The 26,768-nt window shown below is 65.7% G+C and carries 21 protein-coding genes; 10 read left to right on the top strand and 11 right to left on the bottom strand.

The genetic code is table 11. The features are described from left to right. Window positions 1-107: 107 nt before the first annotated feature. From MOV80_RS18815 to edd, 3 genes are all read right to left on the bottom strand, one after another. Window positions 108-929 (bottom strand): HDOD domain-containing protein, encoded by an 822-nt coding sequence (locus MOV80_RS18815; protein ID WP_043592597.1) that lies wholly within the window; start codon window positions 927-929, stop codon window positions 108-110. A 236-nt stretch (window positions 930-1,165) separates the two neighbouring features. Then, the gene (locus MOV80_RS18810) at window positions 1,166-1,792 is read right to left on the bottom strand and encodes a bifunctional 4-hydroxy-2-oxoglutarate aldolase/2-dehydro-3-deoxy-phosphogluconate aldolase (protein WP_039753845.1); all 627 of its coding nucleotides are present in this window, start codon (window positions 1,790-1,792) and stop codon (window positions 1,166-1,168) included. A gap of 2 nt (window positions 1,793-1,794) precedes the next feature. Beyond that, on the bottom strand, window positions 1,795-3,645 hold the full coding sequence (edd, locus tag MOV80_RS18805) for a phosphogluconate dehydratase (protein WP_249605382.1): 1,851 nt from the start codon (window positions 3,643-3,645) through the stop codon (window positions 1,795-1,797). A 254-nt stretch (window positions 3,646-3,899) separates the two neighbouring features. Between edd and zwf the strand changes: the two genes are divergently transcribed. The 5 genes from zwf (at window position 3,900) to pgi (ending at window position 10,016) form a co-directional block, all read left to right on the top strand. Beyond that, a complete protein-coding gene (zwf, locus tag MOV80_RS18800) occupies window positions 3,900-5,378 on the top strand; it encodes a glucose-6-phosphate dehydrogenase (RefSeq protein WP_043592594.1) in 1,479 nt (492 codons plus the stop codon). A gap of 434 nt (window positions 5,379-5,812) precedes the next feature. Then, window positions 5,813-6,490 (top strand): 6-phosphogluconolactonase, encoded by a 678-nt coding sequence (gene pgl / locus MOV80_RS18795; protein ID WP_019103154.1) that lies wholly within the window; start codon window positions 5,813-5,815, stop codon window positions 6,488-6,490. After that, window positions 6,471-7,496, top strand: a complete 1,026-nt coding sequence (locus MOV80_RS18790) for a glucokinase (RefSeq protein ID WP_043592587.1) — start codon at window positions 6,471-6,473, stop codon at window positions 7,494-7,496. Before pgl ends, MOV80_RS18790 begins: the two co-directional genes overlap by 20 nt. Window positions 7,497-7,500: 4 nt before the next feature. Next, window positions 7,501-8,352, top strand: a complete 852-nt coding sequence (gene hexR, locus MOV80_RS18785) for a transcriptional regulator HexR (protein ID WP_019103156.1) — start codon at window positions 7,501-7,503, stop codon at window positions 8,350-8,352. Window positions 8,353-8,357: 5 nt separating this feature from the next. Continuing rightward, window positions 8,358-10,016 (top strand): glucose-6-phosphate isomerase, encoded by a 1,659-nt coding sequence (gene pgi / locus MOV80_RS18780; RefSeq protein ID WP_249605381.1) that lies wholly within the window; start codon window positions 8,358-8,360, stop codon window positions 10,014-10,016. Window positions 10,017-10,083: 67 nt separating this feature from the next. Here pgi and MOV80_RS18775 read toward each other — a convergent pair whose 3' ends face one another. From MOV80_RS18775 to MOV80_RS18740, 8 genes are all read right to left on the bottom strand, one after another. Further along, window positions 10,084-10,761 (bottom strand): META and DUF4377 domain-containing protein, encoded by a 678-nt coding sequence (locus tag MOV80_RS18775; protein WP_249605380.1) that lies wholly within the window; start codon window positions 10,759-10,761, stop codon window positions 10,084-10,086. 64 nt (window positions 10,762-10,825) lie between these two features. Further along, complete coding sequence (locus tag MOV80_RS18770; RefSeq protein ID WP_249605379.1) at window positions 10,826-11,497, bottom strand: META and DUF4377 domain-containing protein; 672 nt, start codon at window positions 11,495-11,497, stop codon at window positions 10,826-10,828. A 174-nt stretch (window positions 11,498-11,671) separates the two neighbouring features. Further along, window positions 11,672-13,048 carry an NAD(P)(+) transhydrogenase (Re/Si-specific) subunit beta gene (locus MOV80_RS18765; RefSeq protein ID WP_118268560.1) on the bottom strand — a complete coding sequence of 459 codons (1,377 nt, stop codon included), beginning with the start codon at window positions 13,046-13,048 and terminating at the stop codon, window positions 11,672-11,674. A 9-nt stretch (window positions 13,049-13,057) separates the two neighbouring features. Then, on the bottom strand, window positions 13,058-13,354 hold the full coding sequence (locus MOV80_RS18760; RefSeq protein WP_019101645.1) for a proton-translocating transhydrogenase family protein: 297 nt from the start codon (window positions 13,352-13,354) through the stop codon (window positions 13,058-13,060). 10 nt (window positions 13,355-13,364) lie between these two features. Beyond that, on the bottom strand, window positions 13,365-14,486 hold the full coding sequence (locus MOV80_RS18755) for a Re/Si-specific NAD(P)(+) transhydrogenase subunit alpha (RefSeq protein ID WP_019101644.1): 1,122 nt from the start codon (window positions 14,484-14,486) through the stop codon (window positions 13,365-13,367). 463 nt (window positions 14,487-14,949) lie between these two features. Next, window positions 14,950-15,657 (bottom strand): transporter substrate-binding domain-containing protein, encoded by a 708-nt coding sequence (locus tag MOV80_RS18750; protein WP_249605378.1) that lies wholly within the window; start codon window positions 15,655-15,657, stop codon window positions 14,950-14,952. A gap of 258 nt (window positions 15,658-15,915) precedes the next feature. Next, window positions 15,916-17,994 (bottom strand): M60 family metallopeptidase, encoded by a 2,079-nt coding sequence (locus tag MOV80_RS18745; protein WP_249605377.1) that lies wholly within the window; start codon window positions 17,992-17,994, stop codon window positions 15,916-15,918. 464 nt (window positions 17,995-18,458) lie between these two features. Continuing rightward, window positions 18,459-18,944 (bottom strand): hypothetical protein, encoded by a 486-nt coding sequence (locus tag MOV80_RS18740; protein WP_019101543.1) that lies wholly within the window; start codon window positions 18,942-18,944, stop codon window positions 18,459-18,461. A gap of 497 nt (window positions 18,945-19,441) precedes the next feature. Here MOV80_RS18740 and MOV80_RS18735 point away from each other — a divergent pair, with 497 nt between their 5' ends. Genes MOV80_RS18735 through MOV80_RS18715 form a run of 5 tightly spaced genes read left to right on the top strand, consistent with a single transcriptional unit; the run spans window position 19,442 to window position 26,447 of the window. Beyond that, the gene (locus MOV80_RS18735) at window positions 19,442-20,692 is read left to right on the top strand and encodes an MFS transporter (RefSeq protein ID WP_249605376.1); all 1,251 of its coding nucleotides are present in this window, start codon (window positions 19,442-19,444) and stop codon (window positions 20,690-20,692) included. Between the two features lie 29 nt (window positions 20,693-20,721). Then, the gene (locus MOV80_RS18730; RefSeq protein ID WP_081575297.1) at window positions 20,722-21,846 is read left to right on the top strand and encodes an acyl-protein synthase; all 1,125 of its coding nucleotides are present in this window, start codon (window positions 20,722-20,724) and stop codon (window positions 21,844-21,846) included. A 1-nt stretch (window position 21,847) separates the two neighbouring features. Further along, window positions 21,848-24,271, top strand: coding sequence for an acyl-CoA reductase (locus tag MOV80_RS18725; RefSeq protein ID WP_249605375.1), 2,424 nt, complete (start codon window positions 21,848-21,850; stop codon window positions 24,269-24,271). After that, window positions 24,268-25,542: a phenylacetate--CoA ligase family protein gene (locus tag MOV80_RS18720; protein ID WP_240333846.1), complete on the top strand. Its 1,275-nt coding sequence runs from the start codon at window positions 24,268-24,270 to the stop codon at window positions 25,540-25,542. Before MOV80_RS18725 ends, MOV80_RS18720 begins: the two co-directional genes overlap by 4 nt. Then, complete coding sequence (locus MOV80_RS18715; RefSeq protein ID WP_107731404.1) at window positions 25,539-26,447, top strand: GNAT family N-acetyltransferase; 909 nt, start codon at window positions 25,539-25,541, stop codon at window positions 26,445-26,447. The genes MOV80_RS18720 and MOV80_RS18715 overlap by 4 nt, the downstream gene beginning before the upstream one ends. The last annotated feature ends 321 nt before the right edge of the window (window positions 26,448-26,768 follow it).

Below are 26,768 nucleotides of genomic sequence, written 5' to 3'. Positions count from 1 at the left end.
AGGCGAAAACCGCTGAAAACGCGGAATGTACAAGCGGTACATGAGCATTTCGAAGCGGTACTCACCGTGTCACGTCTCACGAAGCGGAGCAGATCGTAAACAGGTTCTTAGAACATTTCGTCCAGCGCGGTGCAGGCCTCGCGCAACTCCGGCAGCGCTTCCGCCAGCCCCTCGCGGTGCAGGCCGGCGCGCTCCATCACGCTGACCGGCAAGGTGGCCAGCATGTCTTCCTCGCTCATATCGTGATTGAAGCCGGAAGTCATGAAGGAAGCCAGGCCAATTAACAGCGCGAACGGAGACACTTCCTCATTCAGCAGGTCGTGCTGGTTGAAGATGGCCTCCTGGATTTCGTCCGGAAAATTCCAGCGCCGCGCCAGCTCGGCTCCCACCTCGGTCAAATCCATGCCCAGCAGCATGCGCTCGGTGGCCACCCGGTCGGCGCCGCCGGCGACGATGCGGTCTATTTGCAGCGCCTGTTCCGGCACCGCCACATAGAGCACCAGTTCGCCGATATTGGACAGCAGGCCGCAGGTATAGCCCAGTTGCGGGTCCAGCTTGGCCAGCCTGGCCAGCCGCTTGGCGGCGTTGGCCATCGCGAAGCTGCGCTGCCAGAACGCCTTCATGTCGAAGCCCTGGATGCCCAGCGTGGCGCCGGTGACGCCGGAAGCGATGACCAGCACCCTGAGATTGTCGAAGCCGAGCAGGATGATGGCGTCCTCCAGCGAACCCACGCGCCGGCTGCCGCCAAAGCGCGCGGTATTGGCCAAGCGCAGCACGCGCGCGGTCAACACCTGGTCATGTCCCACCTTGTCGGTAATTTCATCGATGTTCACGTCGGTGCGGTGAAAACTGGCCACTAGCTCCTGGACCACTTTGGGCACCATGGGCAGCTTGCCCGACGCTTTTTCAAATATTTCCGCCACTTGCATATGGGTCTCCAATATGAGGGTCGGTTGACGTCTGTTTTCCAGCGGAAAAACAGACGTCAACAAACCCAACGGTGCCGTCGCCGGCGCGGGCGTGGGCCGGCGGCGATGAAGTCCTGCACCTTGAGCTTAGGCAATTGGCGGGGGAAAGGAAGGACAAAACCGGACAGGGACGCGCCAGCGGCGGGCCGCCCCCAAAAAAAACAGGGCCGGGAGGCCCTGTAAAGAAGCAACGTCGTTTAATTCCTGTGCAGCTGGCTGGCTTCCAGCGCCAGCTGGGTGATGCGGTCCCAGTCGCGGTTGGCGATGGCGTCGTCCGGCGTCAGCCAGCTGCCGCCCACGGCCAGTACATTGGGCAGCGCCAGGTATTCCGGCGCTTTCTTGATGTCGATGCCGCCGGTGGGGCAGAAGCGCAGATCGGAAAACGGGCTGGCCAGCGATTTAAGCAGCTTGACGCCGCCCACGGCTTCGGCCGGGAACAGTTTCTGGATGGTGAAGCCTTCGTCTTGGGCGCGCATGGCCTCGGACGGGGTGGCCACGCCGGGAATCAGGGTCAGATTGGCGGCGCGCGCGGCGGCGCCCAGCTCCGGGGTGAATCCGGGGCTGACGCCGAACTGAGCGCCGGCGTCGATGGCGGCTTCCACATGAGCGCGGGTGCGCAGCGTGCCGGCGCCCACGATGGCGCCCGGCACTTCGTCGCGCATGCGGCGCATCGCCGCCAGCGCGGCCTTGGTGCGCAGCGTCACTTCCAGCACGCGCACGCCGCCGGCCACCAGCGCCTGGGCCAGCTCCACGGCCACGGCCGCGTCGTTGACGATGATCACCGGAACAACTGGGCCTTGGCGCAGCAGGGTCAATGCGTCCATATTCATTTTCTCCAAGAAGCGGGGTGGAAGTCGGGATGGCGGAAGCTGGTGGCGCCGGCTTCGGCGTGGTCTGCCACCGAGCGGAACACCGCGAACAAGTCCCGGCCCATGCCAAAATCATTGTGCGTCAGATCGGCCTGCGCCTGTTCGCGCGCGGCCCATTCTGCGTCGTCCACCAGCACGGTCAGCGCGCCGCTATTGGCGTCCAGCCGCACCGGGTCGCCGTCGCGCACCTTGCCGATCGGCCCGCCGGACAAGGCTTCCGGCGAGACGTGGATGGCGGCCGGCACTTTGCCGGAAGCGCCGGACATGCGGCCGTCGGTGACCAGGGCCACCTTGAAACCGCGTTCCTGCAAAATGCTCAGCGCCGGGGTCAGCTTGTGCAGTTCCGGCATGCCGTTGGCGCGCGGGCCCTGGAAGCGGATCACCGCGATGAAGTCTTTTTCCAGTTCGCCGCGCTTGAACGCGGCCAGCATATCGTTTTGGTCGTGGAAAATCACCGCCGGCGCTTCCACTACCCGGTGTTCCGGTTTGACCGCGGACACCTTGATCACCGCGCGGCCCAGTTTGCCGGACAGCAGCTTGAGGCCGCCGTCGGCGGAGAACGGGTCGGCGGCGGTGCGCAGCACGCTATCGTCTCCGCTGTCGGTGGGCGCGTCGCGCCATTTGAGCTCGCCGTTGTCCAGCCATGGCTCCTGCGCATAGCGCGACAGGCCGCGGCCCACCACGGTGCCCACGTCCTCGTGCAGCAGGCCGGCGGACAGCAGCTCGCGGATCACAAAGCCCATGCCGCCGGCGGCGTGGAAGTGGTTCACGTCGGCCTTGCCGTTGGGGTAGGCGCGGACCAAGAGCGGCACCACGGCGGAGAGTTCGTCGAAATCGTCCCAGTTCACGGCTATGCCGGCGGCGCGGGCAATGGCGACGATGTGCATGGTGTGGTTGGTGGAGCCGCCGGTGGCCAGCAGCCCTACGATGGCGTTGACGATGGACTTCTCGTCTATCATCTCGCCCACCGGGGTGAAGGCCTTGCCCTGCGCGGCGATACGGGCCGCTTGCTGAGCGGCGGCGCGGGTCAGCGCCTCGCGCAGCGGGGTGCCCGGATTGACGAAGGCGGCGCCGGGGAGGTGCAGACCCATGATCTCCATCAGCATCTGATTGGAGTTGGCGGTGCCGTAGAAAGTACAGGTGCCGGGGCCGTGGTAGGACTGGCACTCGGATTCCAGCAGCGCGTCGCGGCCCACCTTGCCTTCGGCGTACAACTGGCGCACCTTGGCTTTTTCATCGTTGGCGATGCCGGTGGTCATCGGGCCGGCGGGAACGAATACCGCGGGCAGGTGGCCGAAGGAGAGCGCGCCTATCAACAGGCCGGGCACGATCTTGTCGCACACGCCCAAGTAAAGCGCGGCGTCGAACATCTGGTGGGACAGCGCCACCGCGGTGCTCATCGCGATGATGTCGCGGGAGAACAGGGACAGCTCCATGCCCGGCTGGCCCTGGGTCACGCCGTCGCACATCGCCGGCACGCCGCCTGCGAACTGAGCGGTGGCGCCGGCCGCCAGCGCCGCTTCCTTCAGCTGCGCCGGATAGGTTTCCAGCGGCTGGTGGGCGGACAGCATGTCGTTGTAGGAAGAGACGATGGCCAGATTGGGGCGGTGTTCTTCCTTAAGATGTATCTTGATGCCGTCGGGCATGGCGGCGAAGGCGTGGGCCAGGTTGGTACACGACAATTGCGAGCGCTCCACCCTTCCCTGATGGGCTGCGGCGCGCAAGCGGTCCAGGTAGGCGGCGCGCGTTGCCCGGCTCCGGTTGACGATGCGCTCGGTAACGGCGGACAGGGTGGAATGCAAGGCCATGATGACGTTCCGTGTTGAAGTGGGTTGATAGTAGTTTTACTACACTCAAATTGCAAGACGCGCTCCAGCGCCGTTCCGCCATGATACGCCCGGCGGCGCGAGGCAACACCCGCCGTTGCAGCGATTGAGGGAATTGTTTGCTTTGGGGCAAAAGGTGTTGCAAAAGCGGCCTGCGTCAGCGCGATGACATGGACAAGGCAAAAGCTGGTGGTAATATAACTACATCTACAAACGTCTCGAGATGGAAGATCAGGATGGATACCCGTACTACGCCAACCCCGGCCTTCGATATGGTGTTGTTCGGCGGCGCCGGCGATCTGGTGATGCGCAAGCTGCTGCCCTCCTTGTATCAGGCGCACGCCGCCGGCCTGCTCAATCAGCAGGGCCGCATCCTGGCGCTGGGCCGCAAGGAACTGAGCCGCGACGACTACCTGGCCTTTGTCGAGAAGAACTCGCGCCAGCACGTCAAAGCCCATTTCGACGCCGCCGCCTGGGACAGCTTCTGTGCGCGGATCGAATACCTGAAAGTGGACGCCTCCCAGCCGCGGGATTTCCCGGCGCTGGCGGACAAGCTCAAGGGCGACGACGACCGCGTGGTGGTCTGTTATCTGGCCACCGCGCCCAATCTGTTCGCCGGCATCTGCGAGAACCTGGCGGCGGTGGGTCTCAATAGCGGCAATGTGCGCGTGGTATTGGAAAAGCCGCTGGGTACCGACCTGGATTCCTCCAACGAGATCAACGACGACGTGGCGCGCTTCTTCAAGGAAGAGCAGCTGTACCGGATCGACCACTACCTGGGCAAGGAATCGGTGCAGAACCTGATGGCGATCCGCTTCGCCAACGCGCTGTTCGAACCGCTGTGGCGGCGCGAATGGATACACGACGTGCAGATCACCATCTCCGAAGACCTGGGCGTGGGCAGCCGCGGCGACTTCTACGACGGCACCGGCGCGCTGCGCGACATGGTGCAGAACCACCTGCTGCAACTGCTGTGCATTGTGGCGATGGAGCCGCCGGCCAATATGGAAGCCGACGCGGTGCGCGATGAGAAGCTCAAGGTGCTGAAGGCGCTGCGCCCGTTCAGCGAGCAGGACGTGGCGGCCAAGACCGTGCGCGGCCAGTACAAGGCCGGCGCCGTGGGCGGCCAGCCTGTGGTGGGCTATTTGAGCGAGCAGGGCATCCCCGCGGACAGCCAGACCGAAACCTTCGTCGCGCTCAAGGCCGAGATCGACAACTGGCGCTGGGCCGGCGTGCCCTTCTTCCTGCGCACCGGCAAACGGATGCAGGAGCGGCTGGCCGAAATCGTCATCAACTTCCGCGACGTGCCGCACCAGCTGTTCAACGGCCCGATGAGCGGCAGCCACACCGCCAACCGGCTGGTGATCCGCTTGCAACCGGAAGAAAGCATCCGCCTCTACTTCCTGGCCAAGGAGCCCGGCGACACCATGCGCCTGCAACCGGCCTACCTCGACCTGGACTTCTACAAAGCCTTCAAGGTGCGCCGCGCCGACGCCTACGAGCGCCTGCTGCTGGACGTGATCCGCGGCAAGCTGGCGCTGTTCATGCGCCGCGACGAGCTGATAGAGGCCTGGCGCTGGGTGGAGCCCATCATGGACAGTTGGAGCCGTAGCAGCAATCTGCCGCCAAAGCAGTACACCGCGGGCACCTGGGGGCCGGCGGCGTCCAGTGCTTTGTTATCGCGCGATGGGATAGGCTGGCACGAGGAATGCTGAGCCGCTTGGAGGCATCCATCTGCTGCGCGCCCCGATCTCGAATGCTGCGGTGCTCGCCGTACTACTTGTACGGCTGCGCGTCTCGCTTCGACCTCGAGGCGCTCGCGACGATGGCTGTCCCATGCTGACCGTTTGCTGCGCGTCTCGATCTCGAATGCTGCGGTGCTCGCCGTACTACTTGTACGGCTGCGCGTCTCGCTTCGACCTCGAGGCGCTCGCGACGATGGCTGTCCCATGCTGACCGTTTGTTGCGCGTCTCGATCTCGAATGCTGCGGTGCTCGCCGTACTACTGTACGGCTGCTCGTCTCGCTTCGACCTTGAGGCGCTCGCGACGATGGACGATGGCATGCGCCATGCTGACTGTTTTGCAGCGCGTTTCGAACTCGAACGCTGCGATGTTTGATCTTGATTTTTTACCCGCGGAGCGCCGCTGATGAACTGCGTAGAATTTTCCGATAGCGAGCAACAGTCCACCGCGCTGGCCAATAGCGTGGCCGCCAGGCTGGGCGCCGCCATCGCCAGTCAGGGCGCCGCCGTGCTGGCGGTGTCCGGCGGCAAATCGCCGATTCCCTTTTTCCACATGCTCAGCACCATGGCGATAGACTGGTCCAAGGTGACTGTCACCCTGGTGGACGAGCGTTTCGTGCCGGACAGCCATCCGGACAGCAACGCCGCGCTGGTGCGCGCCCACTTGCTGCGCGACCGCGCCGTGGAGGCGCGTTTCCTGCCCCTGGTGGAAGACGCCGCGGACATCGACGCCGAGGTGGCGCGCGCCAACGCCGGCTTCGTTCCGCCCACCGTCGCCATCCTGGGCATGGGCGAGGACGGCCACACCGCCTCGCTATTCCCCGGCGCCGACGAGCTGACGGCCGGGCTGGACCCGGCCTCCGCCGCGGCCTTCCTGGCGGTGACGCCCAAGACCGCGCCGCACCGACGGATCTCGATGAGCTACGCCGCGTTGCTGCGCGCCGGTTGTCTGATTCTGTCCATCCAGGGCGACAAGAAGCGCCAGGTGCTGGACGCCGCCGCCAAGGGCGTCAGCGACGCGTTGCCCATCAGCCATTTCCTGGCCCAGAACAAGGTGGAGCTGGATGTCTACTGGTCTGCCTGAGCAATGGCCGCGGCTGCTGGCCGATATCGGCGGCAGCAACGCCCGCTTTGCGCTGGAAACCGCGCCTGGCGTGATCGAGGACATCGAGGTGCTGCCCTGCGCCGGCTACCCCACGCTGTTGGACGCGATCCGCGCTTATCTGGACCTGGCCGGCGCGCGCGCGGTCGCCCATGCCGCTTTCGGCATCGCCAACCCGGTGCTGGGCGACTGGGTGCAGATGACCAATCACCATTGGGCGTTCTCCATCGAGGCCACGCGCCAGGCGCTGGGCCTGACCACGCTGCGGGTGATCAACGATTTCACCGCGCTGGCGCTGGCCCTGCCGCATTTGCCGACGAGCGAACTGCTGCAAATCGGCGGCGGCGAGGCGGAAGCCGGCGCGCCGCTGGCGCTGATCGGCCCCGGCACCGGCCTGGGCGTGTCGGCGCTGATTCCCTACCCGGGCGGCTACGCGCCCTTGTCCGGCGAGGGCGGCCACGTCGGCTTCGCCCCGTTTGACGAGCGCGAGGCCGACATCTGGCGTCACGCGATGCGGCGCTTTGGCCATGTATCCGCCGAACGGCTGCTGTCCGGCTCCGGCATCCCGTTGATTTACCAAGCCTTGTGCGAACGCGCCGGCGAAACGGCCGCGGTGTTGGACCCGGCCGAGGTCACCGCGCGCGGCCTGTCCGGAGCCTGTCCGCGCTGCCGCGAAACCCTGGAAGTGTTCTGCGGCATGCTGGGCGGCGCGGCAGCGAATCTGGCCCTGAATCTCGGCGCCCGTGGCGGCGTGTATCTAGGTGGTGGTATCGTGCCGCGTCTACGCGGTTTTTTTGAACAATCACCATTCCGCCGCCGCTTCGAGGATAAGGGACGGATGTCCGGCTATCTGGCCGCGATTCCGGTCTATCTGATCGTCAGCTCCTACCCGGCTTTGCCGGGCGTGGCCGCCCATCTGGCGGCCGAACTGGCGAGCGCCCGCGCCCGACCCCGGGCGCATCCTGACGACGGCGCGGCAGGAGAGTAAATACATGCTTGAACGTATCAGGAGCCAATTGGAGATCCTGTCCTCGGCCGAGCGCAAAGTGGCCGAGCTGGTGCTGGAGCAGCCTTACACCGTGATCCAGGCGGCGGTGGCCGACATCGCCAAGAACGCCGGCGTCAGCCAGCCCACCGTGATCCGCTTTTGCCGCACCGTGGGCTGTTCCGGCCTGCCGGACTTCAAACTGAAGCTGGCCGGCAGCCTGGTCACCGGCGTGCCCTATGTGCACTCCAGCGTGCGCCCTGAAGATCCCACCTCGGAAATCGTCGCCAAGGTATTCGACAACACCGTGTCCGCGCTGCTCAAGTGCCGCAACGACGTCAATCCGCAGTCGATAGAATCCGCGGTGAGGCTGCTGACCGACGCGCGCCGCATCGAGTTCTACGGCCTGGGCAACTCCGGCATCATCGCCGCGGACGCCCAGCACAAATTCTTCCGCTTCGGCATTCCCACCGTCGCCTATTCCGATACCCACATTCAGATGATGGCGGCGTCGGTGCTGGGGCCGGGCGATGTGCTGGTGGCGATCTCCAGCTCCGGCCGCACGCTGGAGTTGCTGGAAGCCGTGGACGTGGCCTTGTCCGCCGGCGCCAGCGTGGTGGCGCTGACCACCAGCGGTTCGCCGCTGGCGCGCCGCGCCACCGTGGCCTTGATCGCCGACACATTGGAAGACAATGAAACCTACAGCCCGATGATTTCGCGCATCGTGCATCTGGTGCAGATCGACATCCTGGCGGTGAGCGTGGCGCTCAAGCGCGGGCCGGGCCTGATCAGCCAGCTGGAAAAAACCAAGCACAGCCTGAAGAACCGAAGGCTGGACAACAAAACCGAAGAGGATTGACCATCATGAGCGAACTGACCGAACTGCCGGCCTGGCAGGCACTATGGGACCATTTTGCCGAGGCCAAGCACCAGCACATGCGCGATTTGTTCGCCGCCGATCCGGAGCGGGCGGAGCGCTATGCGCTGGAGGTGGGCGGCCTGTTCCTCGACTATTCCAAGAACCGCATCACCGACGACACCCTGAAGGGCTTGATGCAACTGGCGCGCGAATCCGGGCTGCCGGCCAAGATCAAGGCCATGTTCAAGGGCGAGAAGCTCAACAGCACCGAAAACCGCGCAGTGCTGCACGTGGCGCTGCGCAACCGCACCAACTCGCCCATCCATGTGGACGGCGAGGACGTGATGCCCAAGGTCAACTCGGTGCTGGAGCGCATGGGCAAGTTTGCTCACGCGGTGCGTTCCGGCGAATGGCTGGGCTATACCAACCAGCCCATCACCGACATCGTCAACATCGGCATCGGCGGCTCGGATCTGGGCCCGTTGATGGTCTGTAGCGCGCTCAAGCCTTTCGGCCATCCGCGGCTGAACATGCACTTCGTCTCCAATGTGGATGGCGCCCAGCTCAAGGAAACGCTGAAAAAGGTCCATTCCGAGACCACGCTGTTCGTGGTGGAGTCCAAGACCTTCACCACTCAAGAGACGCTGACCAACGCGCTGACCGCGCGCGACTGGTTCTTGCAGCGCTCGCGCGATGAAAGCGCGGTGGCCAAGCACTTCGTGGCGGTGTCCACCAACCAGAAGGCGGTGGCGGATTTCGGCATCGACCCGTCGAACATGTTCGAATTCTGGGACTGGGTGGGCGGCCGCTACAGCCTGTGGTCGGCCATCGGCCTGCCCATCATGCTCTACCTGGGCGAGGAGAACTTCACCGAACTCCTCAACGGCGCCCACATTATGGACCAGCATTTCAGAAACGCGCCGTTCGAACAGAACATGCCGGTGCTGCTGGCCATGATTGGAGTCTGGTACATCAATTACTACGGCGGCGGCAGCCATGTGATCGCGCCTTACGATCAATACCTGCACCGCCTGCCGGCCTTCATCCAGCAGCTGGACATGGAGTCCAACGGCAAGCAGGTGATGCTGGACGGCCAGCCGGTGAACTTCGAAACCGCTCCCATTATCTGGGGCGAGACCGGCATCAACGGCCAGCACGCCTTCTTCCAGCTCTTGCATCAAGGCACCCACATTTCGCCGATCGACCTGATTGCCTCGGTGCAAAACTGTTCCAGCCTGCCCGGCCACCATGAAATCCTGCTGGCCAACGTGTTCGCCCAGGCCGAGGCCTTCATGCGCGGCAAGACCGCGGACGAGGTGCGCGCAGAGCTGAAGGAGCAGGGCCTCAAGGGCGAGGCGCTGGAAGCGCTGGTGCCGCACAAGGTGTTTGGCGGCAACCGCCCCACCAACACCCTGCTGATGAGCCGCTTGAACCCGCGCAATCTGGGCTCCTTGATCGCGCTGTACGAGCACAAGATCTTCGTCCAGGGCGTGATCTGGCACATCAACAGCTTCGATCAGTGGGGCGTGGAACTGGGCAAGCAACTGGCCAAGACCATACACGCGGAGCTGACCGGCAAGCTCAAGCACGCCGAGCACGACAGCTCCACCCGCCGCTTGATCGAGCTGTACCGCCAGGTCAACGCCGACGACTGCAAGTGCTGAGCCGGACGCCGGCCCAATAAAAACGCGAGGCCTCGGCCTCGCGTTTTTATTGGGGTCACACCGCCGCTTATTTCTTGACGACTTCCTGCTCCACCACCATGTCCAGCACCCAGCGGATGGACGAAGCGTCGGCCGGCGGGTTCTCCACCTTGAACTCTTTCAGGCGCAGGCGGTAGGCGATGCCCGGCTCCGGCTTGAAGCCCTCGATCTCGCCGTAGTGCAGCTGCCACGGCTGGTCCTTGCTTTCGCGGATCTGCAGGCATTGCATCGGCGCCACGCCGGTGCAGGGCTTGCGCTCGGCGGCCACGTAGACGAAGCGGGTGACGCCGCCTTCCAGCGAAGGCTGGCGCTCAAAGCTCAACGTCTTGTCGCCGGCCTGCAGCGTCAGCTTGTCGCCGTCCAGCTTGACCGCGGGCTTGGCGCCCAGGAAGGCGGCCAGCGCGCGGTCGCGCTCCATCGCCTCCGGCGGACACATCATCAGGGTGCTGGCCAGCTGCTTGCTGACCAGCTTGCCGCCTTCCAGCGACACCGGGCCGAACATGCCGTTGCAGCCGGCGCGGGCGGATACGCCGCCGTCCTTGAAGCTGAGGGTGATCGGGTGCTCGGCGGCGTCCTGTTTCCATTGGCCGGCCAGCGCGTCCAGTTTGATCTCCGCTTGGGCGTCCATTTTGGCTCCGGTTTGCGGGGTGGCGCAGGCGCTCAGGGCGGCTGCGGTCAGAGCGGCGAGCAAAAGCGATTTTTTCATTATCGTATTCCGTGGTTAAGGTCATGGGCGGACTGCGCTTGGAGCGCTGGCCGGCCTCGAGAGTTCAGCGCAGTTTGCTGACTTCCTCGCTGTAGACGATGCGTTCCAGCGTCCAGCGCGCGCCGGCGTCGGCCTGCGCCGCCGGTTTCAGCTTGATGTAGTAGCTGATGCCGGGCTTGGGGTGAAAGCCGGCGATTTCGCCTTGCAGCGGCCGCCAGCTTTGCTCGGCGCGCTCGCGCACCTGCAGGCAGTCGCGCGCGGCTTCGCCGTTGTGGCAGGCCTGGCGTTCCGGCGCCACGTACAGGTATTGCAGCTTGGCCGGCTGCGCCGCCGGGTCGGCGTCGGGGGTCAAGCGCACGAAGCGGTATTCGGCGCGCTCCGACTTCAGCACCAGGTTCTGCGCCCGGCCGTCCGGCAACACGCGGAAGGGGCTGGAGAGGAAGGCGATGAAGTGTTGCTCCATCTCCATCAGCGGCGGCCGGCAGGCCATGCGGGTGGTGGCCACCTGCGCCTTGCCCTTGGCGTCAACGGTGCGGATGAAGCGGTTGCAGCCGGCGAAGCCGGTGATCTTGCCCGGCTGGAAGGCGACGGTGGGCGGCTGGCCCGCGGGCGCGGGTTCCACCATCCGCCATTCGGTTCCCTGCAGATTGGGCATGGCCAGCGCCGGCAGCGGCAAGGCCAGCGCGCCCAGCCACAGCGCCGCCAGGCGCCGGGCGGAGAAGCCAGTATTTTGCATTGCCATACTCCATGTATAAACAAAAACTAATATTTGTTTACAATACACCTGATAACCGCCGCTTGTGAAGCGCGGCGGCGCGGAAAAGCGGAGCTCGAAATAGACGGAAACAAAAAACCGCCCAAGCTTAAAACATTGGGCGGTTTTGAAATGCCGAAGGCATGGGGCTGCGCGCTACAGCTGCTCCACTCCCCTGAGCAACTCCTCCACCACCTTCTTGGCGTCGCCAAACACCATCATGGTCTTGTCCATATAGAACAGCTCGTTGTCCAGACCGGCGTAGCCGGCGTTCATCGAGCGTTTGACTACGATTACGCTGCGCGACTTATGAGCGTCCAGGATGGGCATGCCGTAGATCGGGCTGGTTTTGTCCTTCTGCGCGGCCGGGTTGACCACGTCGTTGGCGCCTATCACCAGCACCACGTCGGTGTTGGAGAAGTCGGAGTTGATCTCTTCCATCTCCTGCACCTGCTCGTAGGGCACCTCGGCCTCGGCCAGCAGCACGTTCATATGGCCTGGCATCCGGCCCGCCACCGGGTGGATGGCGTAGCGCACGTTGACGCCTTTCTGGTGCAGGATTTCGGCAAACTCCTGCAAGGCGTGCTGAGCGCGCGACACCGCCAGGCCGTAGCCGGGGACGATGATCACGCTGTCGGCGTTGGCCATCAGGAAGGCGGCGTCCTCGGCGGAGCCGGACTTGTGGTTCTTGGGTCCGCCGTCGCCGGCGCCGCCCCCCGCGGCCGTCTCGGCGCCGAAGCCGCCCAGCAGCACCGCGACGATGGAACGGTTCATCGCCTTGCACATGATGTAGGACAGAATCGCGCCGGAAGCGCCGACGCAGGCGCCGGCGATGATCAGCACCGGGTTGTTCAGCGTGAAGCCGATGCCGGCGGCCGCCCAGCCGGAGTAGGAGTTGAGCATGGACACCACCACCGGCATGTCGGCGCCGCCGATCGGAATGATCAGCGTCACCCCCAAGGCCAGCGCGATGGCCAGCATGGTCAGGAAGGCGGCCTGGCTGTCGCTGAGGAAATACACCACGCCAAAGCCAACCATGGCGACGGCCAGCAGCAGATTAAGCAGGTGTTGGCCTTTGAAGTTCACGGCCTTGGAGCCGAAGCGCCCGGACAGTTTGCCGTAGGCGATCACCGAGGCGGTGAAGGTGATCGCGCCGATGAAGGCGCCGATGAACAGCTCCACCTTTTGCACCTGGGTGTGCTCCACGCCGCTGTGGAAGATGGCCGCCACCGCGATCAGCACCGCGGACAGGCCCACCAGCGAGTGCATCGCCGCCACCAGCTCCGGCATGCCGGTCATCTGCACGGTCTTGGCTTTCCACGCGCCGATGGCGCCGCCGGCGACAATGGCGGACGCGATCAGCGCCAGCACCGGTTTGTCCATGATCAGCAAGGTGGTGGCCACGGCGATGAGCATGCCTATCATGCCGTAGAGGTTGCCGCGCAAGGCGGAGGCCGGACTGGACAGCCCCTTGAGCGCCAGGATGAACAACACCGCGGCGATGAGATAAAGAATTGCGGACAGGTTTTCCATCGTGGTCCCTTATTTCTTCTTTTTCTTGAACATGTCCAGCATCCTCTGAGTGACCAGGAAGCCACCGAAGATGTTGATGCTGGCGAGGAAGATGCCGATGGTGCCCAACACCGAGGTGAGGGTGATTTCGGAACCGTTGATGTCCACCACCTGCAGCATGGCGCCGACGATGATGATGCCGGAAATGGCGTTGGTCACCGCCATCAGCGGGGTGTGCAGCGCGGGGGTGACGTTCCAGACCACGTGGTAGCCGACGAAGACGGCCAGCACGAAGACGGTGAGGCTGGTGATGAAGGGATCTACCATCTTGTTCTCCTTAATCGGCGGCGGGGAAGCGGACCTGGCCGGCGTGGGTCACCAGCGTGGCGGACAGGATCTCGTCTTCCAGATTGAGGTTCAGGCCTTCCGGCGTCAGCAGCAGGCCGAGGAAGGTCAGCAGGTTCTTGGCGTACAGGCTGGAGGCGTCCGCCGCCAGCAGGCCGGGCAGATTGGTCTGGCCGACCACGGTGACGCCGTTGTCCAGGCGCACGGTTTCGCCGGGGCGGGTCAGCGCGCAGTTGCCGCCGGTTTCCGCCGCCAGGTCCACGATGACCGAGCCCGGCTTCATCGCCTCCACCACCTCGGCCGACAGCAGCTTGGGCGCCGGTTTTCCCGGGATCAGCGCGGTGGTGATCACGATGTCCGCCGCCTTGGCGTGTTTGGCCACCAGCTCGCCCTGGCGCTGGCGATAGCTCTCGGACATTTCCTTGGCGTAAACGCCGCTATTGGCCATTTTTTCTTCTTCGCTCATCGGCACTTCGATGAACTTGGCGCCCAGCGACTCCACCTGTTCCTTGGTGGCCGGACGCACGTCGAAGGCCTCCACCACCGCGCCCAGGCGCTTACCGGTGGCAATGGCCTGCAGGCCGGCCACGCCCACGCCCAGAATCAGCAGCCGGGCCGGTTTCACCGTGCCGGCCGCGGTCATCAACATGGGCATGAAGCGCGGATAGTGCTGGGTGGCCAGCAGCACCGCGCGGTAGCCGGCGATGTTGTTCTGGCTGGAGAGCACATCCATGCTCTGCGCGCGGGTGCTGCGCGGCAGCAACTCCAGCGCGAAGGCGGAGACGCGTTTGGCGGCCAGCGCCGGTAGGTTGTGGTTGTGATAGGGGTTGAGTTGGCCGATCAGCGTCGCGCCGTCCTTCAGCGCGGCAATGCCGTCCTCGTCCAGCGGGCGCACCGTCAGCACTATGTCGGCCTGGGCCAGCGCCGCGGCGCGGTCCGCCGCGATGACGGCTCCGGCTTCCTGATAGGCCGCGTCCGGCTGCGCGGCCGCGAGGCCTGCGCCGCTTTCCACCGTGACGGCGTGGCCGCCGGCCACGAGTTTCTTCACCGTGTCCGGCGTTGCGGCCACGCGGTGTTCACCGGCCAGCCTCTCGGCTGGGATAGCGATATGCATGGTCTTCCTTTCCTGCGATTAGATAACAAAGATTCCAGATAGCGAACGCCCGTGCGGGGCTAAATCGAACGAGCGTTTGAATTCAATTAAAGGCATGCGGGATTTTCCCGCGCAACACTTATATTGCCGACCGTATACCGTCAGACAATTTCGACGGTGAAAGGGCCGGATGCTAGCAAAACCCTACAGCAGCGATGTGACGTGAATCAGACAGAGGTCAGTCAACGGCTGTTGGAACGGAATTGCGGAAGAAAGACGGCGAAGCGGCCGTGGGCGGGCAGGCGGAACAAGGCGCGGAGGCGGATGAGGCCGGTCGACGCGCATATGCTGCCGGCAAGGCTTATGCACGACACTAGCGTTGACGGCGCGGCTTGTAAAGCTGCGCCATGCGCCAGTTGCCAGCCCGGGAGCGCGGCCGCGTCGGGCGGCTTGGGCTGTTGCGCGCGCGCGACGGCGGGGCCGGCTAGAAAGCCGGACGCGGCGCTTCCGCCAACAAGCGCGCCACGGTGCCGTCTTGCAGCATGGAACGCATCGCCAGCGCGATGCGGCGCTTGTGCGGGGAGCGCGGGGACAGGCCGATGCGGCGCGGCTCCGGCGAATACAGCAGCAGCGGCGCGCGCTTCACGTACCGGCGGAATTCGGCGTTGGCGGCCAGCTCGGCGGTTTGGCGTTCATCGGCGATCAAGGCGTCGATGCGGCCGGCCTTGAGCTTGCGGAAGTTGGAATCCAGCGACGGGGCCGGCTCGCGCCGCACGCGCAGGTCGCTGTCGAACTCGTCCTGGTAGCGCACGCCCTCCACCACGCCGATCAGAAAGGGGTAGAGCTGACGATAGCTGCGCAGCGGCCGCGGGTCGTCGGCGCGCTGATACAAGGCCAGCCGGCTACCGGAGGCGAAGGCGGGTTCGATGAAGTCGATGAACTCGCGGCGGGCCGCGGTGTTCTTCACCCCGATCACCAAATCGGCCTTGCCCTGGCGCAGGTATTGCAGACAGCGGGTCAGCGGGCAAGGGAGGAAGACCAGCCGCAGCTTGGCGCGCTTGGCCATCTCGCGCATCAGCTCGGTGTACGGTCCTTGCGGCGCGCCGTACGCGTCCATGGTCTTCCAGGGCGGGAACAGATTGTAGGCGAAGACCAGTGCCGGCTCCGCCGCCGCGCACTGAATGCCTGCCATCAGGCAGATCAGAGCCAAAAGGGACTTGAGTTTCACAATGATGAACAGGTGCGAACGGGCGTCGGCGGCCCCACGCCGCCGACTGCAGCCAGAAAGCCATTATCGGACGGCTGGGCGCGGCGCGGGCGTAAAAATTCACCGTTCCGAAAAAAACCATGAAAACAATATGGTATTGGAAATGTCCGCATCCGCCACCTGGCCGCTTTGGCGGGCCGGCCTTGACGAAGGCCAAGGCCGGCCCGCTAGCCGGACCCGAGTTTACGGAGTCAGGTACTGGCTGCCGTCATAAGCGCCGATGAAGGTCCAATTGCCGTTGCTGACGCCGGTGGTGGGAAAGTAGCCGTAGTTCGCGTTCTTCAGCACGAAGTAGTCGCGGGAGGAGCGATAGGGGTTGTCGTAGACATAGACGTCCCCCACCGTGCCGGTTCGGCTCTCGCTCCAGCTGTTCAAACGGCTCTTGCGTTGCGAGGTCAGCATCGCCAGGTCGTAGGACTGGGTGGCGGACAGCGGGGCGCCGTTGTAGCTGTCCAGGAACTGCCAGCCGGCGTTGTTGCCGCCGTCGGTCGGGAAGTAGCCATAGCGCGCGGTTTTCAGCTGGAAATAGTCGCGGGTGTTGCGGTAGGGGTTGTCGTAGACGTAAACATCCCCCGGCGCGCCCGTGCGGCTCTCGCTCCATTTTTGCAGCGATCCCTTGTTGTACGCGGCCAGAATCATCGCATCGTAGCTTTGCGCGCCGGGGCGGCGCAGCTGGATGGCGCTGCCCAGCGTCATCTGGGTGACGCCGTCGCTGACGGTGACGCGAATCGGCGCGTACGCGCCTTGCAGCGCCTGCGCGGGCGCGGTCAGCGTCGCCGTCGCGCTGTTGCCGGGCGAACCGCCGAAACCGGGCGGCAACTGCCACTGGTAGCGCAGCGTCTTGCCGCCGGCGTTGCTGACCCGCGCTTCCACGCTGAAAGCGCGGCCGGCGTCGACGGCGGCCGGCAGCGACACGCGGCCGGCCAGGCCCTGCTGCTCAAGCGGGTAGCGATAGAGCAGGCTTTCATCGCGGTTCAGCCAGATCGGCTGGGACAGGGCGGGCAGGGCCAGGCTGCTCAGGGTCTGTCGGGTGGCCGTGCTGGCCTTCAAGCCCCATTTGTCGAAAAACGGGGTCAGGTTGTGACCGGCGACGCGGCTGGTTTCGATGATGAAGCGCTGGCGTTTGTCCTCGTCGCCGGCGGGCAGCTCGGCAAAGGGCATGCTGCGGTAGCGCTGCCCCAGCCGGCTGTAGAAATCCTTGCCGAAGGCCAGGTCCAGTTGCCAGAACATCGCCGCGCGCACGAACAAGTCCGCTTGCGCGTCGTAAGACGGCTGCGCCTGGTTCAGGTGCTGGCGCACCAGGTCCCATTTGCCGCCGGTTTCCAGCCGCGAACGCTGGCCCAAGGCCCGCTGCACATAGAGCGAGGTCAGGTTCACCGTTACCTCGGTCTGGTCGTTCCAAGTCATCGCCGGCATCTGGTAGTGATGGCCCAGCTCATGCCAGGGGCCCCAACCGTCCTGCTGCAGCAATTTGGAGTTGGCCACCGAGCCGGCGCCGCCGACATTGGTGCCCAGCCAGTAATTGCTGGCCGACATATAGCCGCCGCTGCTGTCCGGTTTGGTGACGAACTGGTACTGGAACGGCGTCGCCGCGTGCGGGTAAGGATTGCCGGCGGCCAGGCCGTATTGTTCCTCGGCCAGGGTGACGATGCGGTCCCACAGCGTCATGGCGGCGCTTGGGTCGTCCACCTGCTGGCGCAGGACAGGCAGCGGCATGGTCACGATCATGCGTTTGCCCACCAGCTCCGCGTAAGGCTCGGCCGCCAGGCGGCTCAGCATGGCGCTCCAGTCCGCCTTGCTGTGCTGCCCCAGGACGAAGCGCGGTATTTCGCGGCCGCCGCTTTGCAGCGTCGCCACGATCTTGCCGCTGCCGGGCTGGCTGCGCGGCGCGAAATAGATCACGCCGTCGTTCTGCGCGGTGATCTGATTGAGGCCGGGGCGTAGCTGGACCACCTGGTTGGACGGCATAGCGCTGTTGGCGTTGGCGATAGGCACCAGCCACAGCTCCGGAGGAAGGTTGGGCGGCGTGCCCTGGTAGGCGATATTGACGCTCAGCGCTTCGCCTTTGCGCGCCCAGTAGCCGGTGGACTGGGTGGGATGAGTGAGAAAACCGCGGCGGTGCGCCAGCAGCCACTCGCTGGGATCGCCGCGTTGTTCCAGCGTCAACTGGCGGGGAGCGTCCGCGAAGGCGGGCAGAGAGGACAGACTGGCGACCATCGCGGCGCCTAGCCACAGACAGGAACTGAGCTTAGATGCGTGCATATTTCTCTTATTCCATCAGGCCATGCCGGACTGCTGCGGGCGCTGGGCACGGCCTGTCCAGTTGCGGGTTGCGCCCTGGTCCCCGCTGGCTTGATGGGGGGGGGGACCTACCCACTGGAGTCCGCTTCTTATTCCAAAGTTCTTATTTTATTCAGGTAAATATTTACTTTGGACTAACTGTATTTATTCAGCGCATTGACATTTTTAGTCGCGAATTAGGCTAAAAGCGGCTAACAAAAATCGCTCTTAAGAGCCTGTTCAAAAGTCTCGCGAGCAAGAGCGAGACAAGGCGAAAACGGCTGAGAAAGCGGAATGCACACGTGGTACATGAGCATTTCGAAGGTGTACTCACCGTGTAACGCGTTCACGACGTGCGGCAGACTTTGAACAGGCTCTCGCGGCTGAGGCAAATCGGCGTAGATCGGCCGCAGCGCTTTGCTAGCGGCTTAAGCGCCGCGCCGCGCTCAGCGCACCACCAGCGCTTTCACCCGCCAGGCCAGCTTGGCGTCGATGTCGGCGGTTTGCAGTTCGCGGAAGTCGTTGAGCGGATACATCATCCATTGGCTGAAGCCCATCTCCTCCAGTGGCCGGCCGTTGATGCGCAGCGCCAGGATGGGCTGATAGCGGCTTTGGTCGCCCGGCGGAATCACCACCTTGTACTGGTCCTCGGTGACCACTTCCACCGGCCGGCCGGCCGCGCCCACGGCGCGCAGGATGGCGGAGAGCGTGGGGCCGGAGAAGGCCGACTTCGGCGTCCAGGTGGTCTTGGTCTGGATGGTGCGCTGTTGCAAGCGTTCCAGCTCGGCCTTGCTGAAGTGGTATTCGCCGGCGCTGGCCTGGTTGGACACCTTGATCTGGCCGGTGACGACCAGGGCCGGAGGCGCGCCGGCCCAGGAAGGCGCGGCGCAGAACAAAGACAGGAGGGTGGCAAAGGACAGGATGGATCTCATGGGGATGGGCTCCTGGAAGCGGAATGTCGATGGAGATGACATTCTAACCTTGAGAATCCATTGTCATTCTTGCCGTTGCGCAATAAAACAAGTCCGCTCCGCATTTTGGATCTTACATTGCCCAGCAGTATTTAGGTGCTAATTAGAAAAGTCTTCTTTAAATCAATTAATGGTTGCAACTGGGATCGTTTTGTTTTGCATTAACCAAATTGCCATTTGCATATTATTTTAGGGTGTGGTTTATTTATATAAATATCCGTCGCCAAAATTGGATATTAATATATTTACTCTAGAATAACTGTCCAATAGGGCAGTCAATTCAAACAAAAAGCCTGTCTATAATCTCGCCCCTTCTGAGTAGCCCGACGTCATGTTTCGGGCCTATTCAGTTGCCGAAACAAATGCCGCGCCGTCCATCTCTCCGCGTTGCTTTTCATTGTCGGTTTTAAATTGCCCATGGTTTTTATAGGGCTGCCATTCAATTACCTTGATATTTTATGAGTCAAAACGCAATTCAATCTTTGCTGCCTATTTCCCGAGGCCGCGCGCTGGGCTTTTGCCTATTGCTGGCCGCTTTCGAACTACTGACTTATATCGGCAGCGATATGGTGATGCCAGCCATGCTGCAAGTCGTCGCGGATTTGAACGCCGACGCCCGTCACGTGCCGACGGCGCTCAACGCCTACCTGCTGGGCGGGGTGGCCTTGCAATGGCTGATTGGTCCATTGTCCGACCGTTACGGCCGCAAACCGTTATTGGTGGCCGGCGCCGTCGGCTTCGCCCTGGCTTGTCTCGCCGCCGTCGGCAGCCGCGATATAGAGCTGTTCAATCTGCTGCGCTTCATCCAGGGCCTGTCTCTGGGCTTCGTGATGGTGGTCAGCTACCCGGCGCTGCAAGAAGCGTTTCCGGAAAAAGACGCGGTGCGGCTGATGGCCCTGCTGGCCAATATCGCGTTGCTGTCGCCGCTGGTCGGCCCCTTGTTGGGCAGCTTGTTGTTGGGCCTGTTGCCGTGGCGCGGCTTGTTCGCGCTGATCGGCGCGCTGGCGGCCTTGGTGGCCGTCGGCCTGTGGCGCTGGATGCCGGAAACCCTGGGCGTGGAGCGGCGCGACGGCAGCCGGCTGGCGGCGAGCCCGCTGCGCCTGGGCCGCAGCGCGCGTCAGTACGCGGCTTTGCTGCGCAACGCCCCCTTCATGCACGGCAGCGTGGCGCTGGGCCTGCTGTCCATCCCGCTGGTGGGTTGGATCGGCCTGTCGCCGCTGCTGCTGATGCGCGGGCTGGGCTTGTCCGGCATTGAGTACGGACTGTGGCAGCTGCCGGTGTTCGGCGGGCTGATCGCCGGCAACCTGACCTTGAACCGGCTGGCGGCCAGCCTGGAGCTGGAACGGGTGCTGCGGCTGGCGTTGTGGCCCTTGTTCGGCGGCCTGGCGGCGATGCTGGCGTTGACCTGGTCCAGCGGCGCGCTGCCGGCGCTGGCGGCGGGCCTGACGCTGTACGCCTTCGGCCTGGGCCTGGGCCACGCCACCCTGTACCGCTTCACCCTCTACGCCAGCGAAAGCGGCAAGGGCGCGGTGGCGGCGATGCTGGGCATGATTTCCACCGCTTTGCTCGGCCTGGGTTGCAGCGCGCTGGCCTGGCTGGGCGCCGGCCTGCAAGCCTTCGCCGGCTGGGCCGTCTTGGGCGCCGGCCTGGCGGCCTGGCCGCTGTGGCGCTTGCTCAAGCAGCGCGCTTACGCCTTGCAAGCGGCTTGAATCCCCATTCTCACTCCCGGAGCCTCACCATGCTGAACCACGTCGACGCGCTGTGCGCGCTGGAACACCCTTATCGCGCCGATGCCGACTGCGGCCGGCTGTTCGACGCCGCCATGCGCGAACTGAGCCATTACCACTGCGAACACACGCCCGGCTATCGCCATTGGCTGCAGGCCAACGGCCTGGACGCCGCGGCGCTGGAGACGCTGGACGATTGGTCGCGGCTGCCGCCGCTGTTCGCCAACTACTTCAAACGCCAACTGGTGGTAAGCGCCGCCGGTCAGGACGCGCTGGAGCTGACCTCCTCCGGCACCACCGGCCAGAAAAGCCGAATGCGTTACGACGCGCGCAGCCTGGGCGCGGCGCAAAGCATGGTGGACCGCATCTTCCGGCATTACGGCTGGGACACGCCGCAACAGCCGTGCAACTACCTGCTGCTCAGCTACGAACCGGCCGGCGCCATCACCCTGGGAACCGCCTACACCGACCAATTCCTGTGCAAGTACGCGCCGGTGAACCAGGCCTGTTACGCCTTGCGCCACAACGGCCACGGTAATGAGTTCGACCCCTTCGGCGTGATCCGCGCCTTGCAGGACTTCGCCGAACAAGGCCTGCCGGTGCGTATGCTGGGTTTCCCCGCCTTCCTGTGGTTCGCGCTGGAGCGCATGCGGGAACTGGGCCTGCCGCCGCTGCAACTGCACCCGGAATCGCTGGTGTTCCTGGGCGGCGGCTGGAAAACCCACGCGGACCGCGCCATTCCCAAGGCCGAGCTGTACCGGCGGCTGGGCGAGCAACTGGGCATCCCGGACGCGCGTTGCCGCGACGGCTACGGCGCGGTGGAGCACCCGGTGCCTTACGTGGAGTGCGAACGCCACCGTTTCCACCTGCCCAGCTACGCCCGCGCCGTGATCCGCGACACCGCCAGCCTGCGGCCGCAACCCTACGGCGCCGCCGGCTTCCTCAACCTGCTGTCGCCCTACATCACCTCCAGCCCGGCCCACAGCATCGTGATGGGCGATCTGGCCGTGCTGCATCCGGCCGAGAGCTGCGGCTGCGGCCTGGCCACCGACTGGTTCGAACTGCTGGGCCGCGCCGGCACCAGCAAGAGCCGCAGCTGCGCGGTGGCCGCCTCCGAATTGATCAAGGAATCCTGATATGTATCTATTGAACGGAACACTGAACGCCGCCGTGGACGCCGCCGCCGCGCTGGCGCAATTGCACGCGGGGCTGCCCGCCGCGCTGGCCCGGCCGCCGGCCTTGGACGCGGTGCTGGATTGCGCCGAACGCTTCGCCGCCGCCCTGCCGCAACGGGCGGAGGCCCTGGGCCTGGACGCCGCCGCCGTCGACGCGCTGCAAGGCTTTTGCCGGCGCGAGGCGCTGCAAGCCAAGGTCCGCCGCGAGCTGGGCGAGCAAGCCTTCTCGCTGCGCCGCTTCGACTACCGCCAGCCGCGTTTTGAAAGCTGGCGGCCGCTGGGCCTAGTGGCCCACATCACCCCGGCCAACGCGCCGCTGCTGCCCTTCATGGCGGTGCTGGAAAGCCTGCTGGCCGGCAACGTCAACTGGCTGCGGCCCAGCGGCAGCGACCAAGGCCGCAGCGCGCGGCTGCTGGCCGATTTCCTGAGCCACGATGCTGCCGGCGTTCTGTCCGCCCACGTGGCGGTGCTGCCGCTGGCCACAAATCAACTGAGCGGCCTGCTGGCCCGCGCCGACGCCGTGTCCGCCTGGGGCGGCGACGCCGCGCTGGAGGCCATCCGCCGCCAAGCGCCGGCCGGCTGCCGCTGGATACCCTGGGGCCACCGCATCAGCTTCGCCTACCTGGACCCGGCCGCGGCGACGGAGGCCGATTACGACGCGCTGGCCGACGACGTCTGCCGTTTTGATCAGCAAGCCTGCTCCAGCCCGCAATGCCTGCTGGTGGACAGCGAGGACGAAGCCGCGCTGCACAGTGCGGCCCAGGCCATGGCCGCCGCGCTGACGCGGCGCGCGCCGGCCTGGCCCGCACTGCAGCCGGACGTGCAGGAAGCCGCGGAAATCTCCAGCCAGCTGGCCATGCTGCGGCTGGACCAGTCGTTTGCCGGTGTGGCCGGCGCGGTGGAGCAGGGCGAGCGTTGGCGCGTGGCCTGGGCGCAGCGCCAAGAGCTGGCGGCCTCTCCGCTGTTCCGCACCCTGCAACTGCGGCCGGCGCCGCGCGCGCGGCTGGTGGAACTGCTGCTGCCCTGGCGCACCCATTTGCAAAGCTGCGGCCTGATCGCCGCGCCGGAGCAAGTGCCGGCGCTCAGCCGCCTGCTGCTGGACGCCGGCGTCAGCCGGCTGTGTCCTGTGGGAGCGATGCACGACGGCTACGCCGGCGAGCCGCACGACGGCGTTTACGCGCTGAGCCGGCTGACGCGGCGGGTGTCCGTGAGCCTGAGCGACGGCCAACTGCCCGGCCATGCGACGCTGGACGCCTTGCCGCCGCCGCCGGCCGGCCTGGACGCGCTGCCGGTGATGGACAAGGCGGCCTTCCAGCAAACCGAGATGGGGCCGGCGGCCCAGCTGTTCTTCCGCAGCGGCGGCAGCAGCGGCGAGCCCAAACTGGCCGGCTTCAGCTACCGCGACTACCACCGCCAGATGCAAGCGGCGGCGGACGGCCTGTTCGCCGCGGGTCTGGACCCGGCGCAAGACCGGGTAATGAATCTGCTCTACGGCGGCAACCTCTACGGCGGCATGCTCAGCTTCTTCACCATCCTGGACAAGTTGGGCGTGCCGCAATACCCGATGGGCGGCCCGGTGGACGACGACTTCAGCCAGATCGCCCACTTCATCGTGTCCCGCGGCGTCAACACCCTGGTGGGGATGCCGGGCACCTTGCAGCGCTTGTTCGAGTGCGAGGAAGCCGCGCTGCGCGCCTACGGCGGCGTGCGCAAACTGTTCTGCGGCGGCGAACACATCAGCGAAGGTCAACGCCGGTTCCTGACCGGCTTCGGCGTGGAGCTGATCCGCTCCGCAATGTACGGATCGGTGGACGCCGGCCCGCTGGGCCATGCCTGCGGCCACGGCCGCGACGGCGAATTCCACCTGCTGGCCGATATTCAGTGGCTGGAAATCCTGGAGCAGGACAGCGACCGTCCGGCCGCGCCCGGCGCCGTCGGCCGGCTGGCCTTCACCTCGCTGGCGCGCGAAGGCCAGCCGGTGCGGCGCTACGACCTGGGCGATCTGGGCCGCTGGCTGCCCGGCCGCTGCGGCTGCGGCCTGCCGTCGCCGCGCTTCCAGCTCACCGGCCGCCACGGCGCGCTGCTGCGCGCCGGCACCATCTTCGTCAACCCGGAAGCGCTGTCCGCGCCGCTGGGCCTGGCTTTGCAATGGCTGGTGGACCACGCCGCCAGCGGCGGCGACCGCATCCGGGTGCTGGCCGACGGCGACGCCGCGCAAGTGCGCGCCCGCCTGCTGCAACACCCGATGCTGAACGAAGTGGTCAGCGGCGGCCTGCTGCAGCTGGAAGTCATCGCCACCCCGGCCAGTCAGTTCCAGCGCCATCCGCAAAGCGGCAAGACCCCGCTGGTGTTGGACCAGCGCCGCAACACGGAGCCGGCGCGATGAACGCCGCTATGGATGCCAGGCTGCGCCGGCTGGTGGAACACGCCCGCGCTCACTCGCCGTTTTTCACTGCACTGTACCGCGAGCTGCCGGCGGACTGGACGCTGAGCGATCTGCCGCTGATCGAGCCGGCCGACTACTGGAGGCAGTGCCAGCCCTTGGCGGACTGGCCGGTGCTGAGCGGTCCGCTGGCGGACGGCCATGTGTTCAAGACCGGCGGCTCCACCAGCGAAGGTAAGCTGTCGGTGTTCCGCCGCGACGAATGGCAGGCCTTCGTCCGCGCCTTCGGTCAGGGCCTGGGCCGGCAGCTGCTGCCCGGCGACCGCGTCGCCAATCTGTTCTTTGCCGGCGATCTCTACACCAGCCTGCTGTTCATCCACGGCGCGCTGTCGCACTCGCCGGTGCCGGTGGTGGAATTCCCGTTCACCTGCAATGTCGAGGACGCCGCGCTGGCCGACGCCATCGCCACGCTGGACATCAATGTGCTGGCCGGCGTGCCGGTGCAACTGGTGCGCTTCGCCAGCTGGCTGCAACAGGCCGGCCGCACGCTGCCCGGCGTGCGCTGCCTGCTCTACGGCGGCGAAAGCCTGTTCGCCGAGCAACTGGCCCTGCTGGGCCGGGTGTTTCCCAAGGCCCGCATCGGCTCCATAGGCTGCGCCAGCGTGGACGCCGGCCTGATCGGCGCCGCCGGGCCGGATTGCGGCCAGGGCGAACACCGCGTGTTCGACGCCGACACCCTGGTTGAAATCATCGACGAGGCCAGCGGCCTGCCGATCACCGAGCCGGACCGCAAGGGCCTGCTGGTGGTCAGCAATCTGCAACGCCGGCTGATGCCGGTGATCCGCTATCCCACCGGCGACCTGGCCTGCTGGCGCGAGCCGGCCGGGCGGCCGGAACGCAAGTTCGCTCTGCAAGGGCGCGCCAGCCGCGGCCACCGCGTGCGCGTCTGCACGCTGTCCTTGTTCCCGGACGAGCTGGATCCGCTGCTGCGGGGGCAGGACGGCGTGCTGGCCTGGCAACTGCTGGTGGGCCGCCGCGACGGCGTCGACACCCTCAGCCTGCGGGTGGCCAGCGAATACGCGCCGGCCCCGGCGGCGGAGCCGCTGCGCCAACTGCTGCTGGAGGCGCAACCGGCCCTGGCCGAACTCTGCAGCCAAGGCCTGCTGCGCTTGGACGCCGCCTATTGCGCGCCGGAGGCCATGCTCACCCATCCGCGCTCCGGCAAGCTGATGCGGGTGGTGGACCAGCGCCGTTACGACGAGGTGGCGGCATGAGCATAGACATTCGCGCTTTCCAGGCGGACGACGCCGCCGGCGTCAGCGCCTTGTTCCGCGCCATCTACGGCGAACACTACGTCTACCCGGACGTCTATCTGCCGTCGATGATCCGCCGCCACAACGCCGCCGGCCGCTGGCATTCCGCCGTGGCCGTGCGCGATGGCCGGGTGCTGGGCCACGCCGCGCTGTGGCGCGACCCGCATTGTCCGGGCAGCGCCGAGCTGGCGCTCAACGTGGTGCACCCGGACGCGCGCGGCCAGGGCATGGCCACCGCGCTGGGCCGCCATCTGCGCGCCCAAGGCATTGCCCTGGGCCTGAGCATGCTCACCATCAAGCAAGTGTCGTCCCACGGCCAGAGCCAGCGCCTGGCCAAGACCCTGGGCTTCCACACCACCGGCCTGCTGCTGGACTACGTGGCCTCGCCGTTTGGCCAGCCGCAGCCGGAAAGCATCGTGCTGGGCTGCCTGCCGCTGCAAAGCCGGCCGATCCCGGCGTTGAACTGGCCGGCGGCGTGGCGGGAATGGCTGACGCCGCTGACCCGCGCCTTCGGCAGCGCGCCGCCGCCGGCGCAGGGGCCGGCCGGCGGACTCAGCATCGCCAGCCACGGCCGGCGGCTGGAAGTGGGGCTGGGAGAGATCAGCGGCGGCCGGCTGCGGGAAGTGGCGGCGCTGCCGGCCGGGCGGCTGGTCTACGTCAGGCTGGCGCTGGGGCCGGACGCCCCGCGCGCGGCGGACGCCTTGCAACAGGCCGGCTTCGTCTGCGGCGGCCTGGTGCCCGGCCCGGACGGCAGCTGGCAGGCGTTGCTGCTGCGGGGGCATGGTCAGCAGGAACTGGCGCTGAGCTGCCCGCTGGCCAGCCATCTGCATCGGTTGAGCCGGCAGGAGGCGGCGGTTGCCGCCTAAGAATCTGTTCATAATCTGCTGCGCTGCGGCGATACGGCGTTGAAAACCGCTTCGAAATGCTCATGTACCACGTGTACATTCCGCTTTCTCAGCCGTTTTCGCCTTGTCTCGCCCTTGCTCGCGAGATTTTGAACAGGCTCTAAGGCCCCTGTCCCTCTCCGTTCCTTGACGGCCTCCGCCAGCCTGTTTAGGCTTGGTCCCGCGTCGTGCTCAATCACACGGCGCCGGGCTGGCAAGCCTATAAATTACTAGACCGCAGACAAGTCGTGTCCGCCTTTGGCACTGCTACGTCTGCTGCCACGCCGTACCCATTCGGGGCGG

The organism is Chromobacterium sp. IRSSSOUMB001, assembly GCF_023507765.1.
GTDB classification, from domain to species: Bacteria; Pseudomonadota; Gammaproteobacteria; order Burkholderiales; family Chromobacteriaceae; genus Chromobacterium; species Chromobacterium haemolyticum.
The sequence above is the reverse complement of the archived record's forward strand: the minus strand, read 5'-3'. Positions and strand labels throughout refer to the sequence as shown.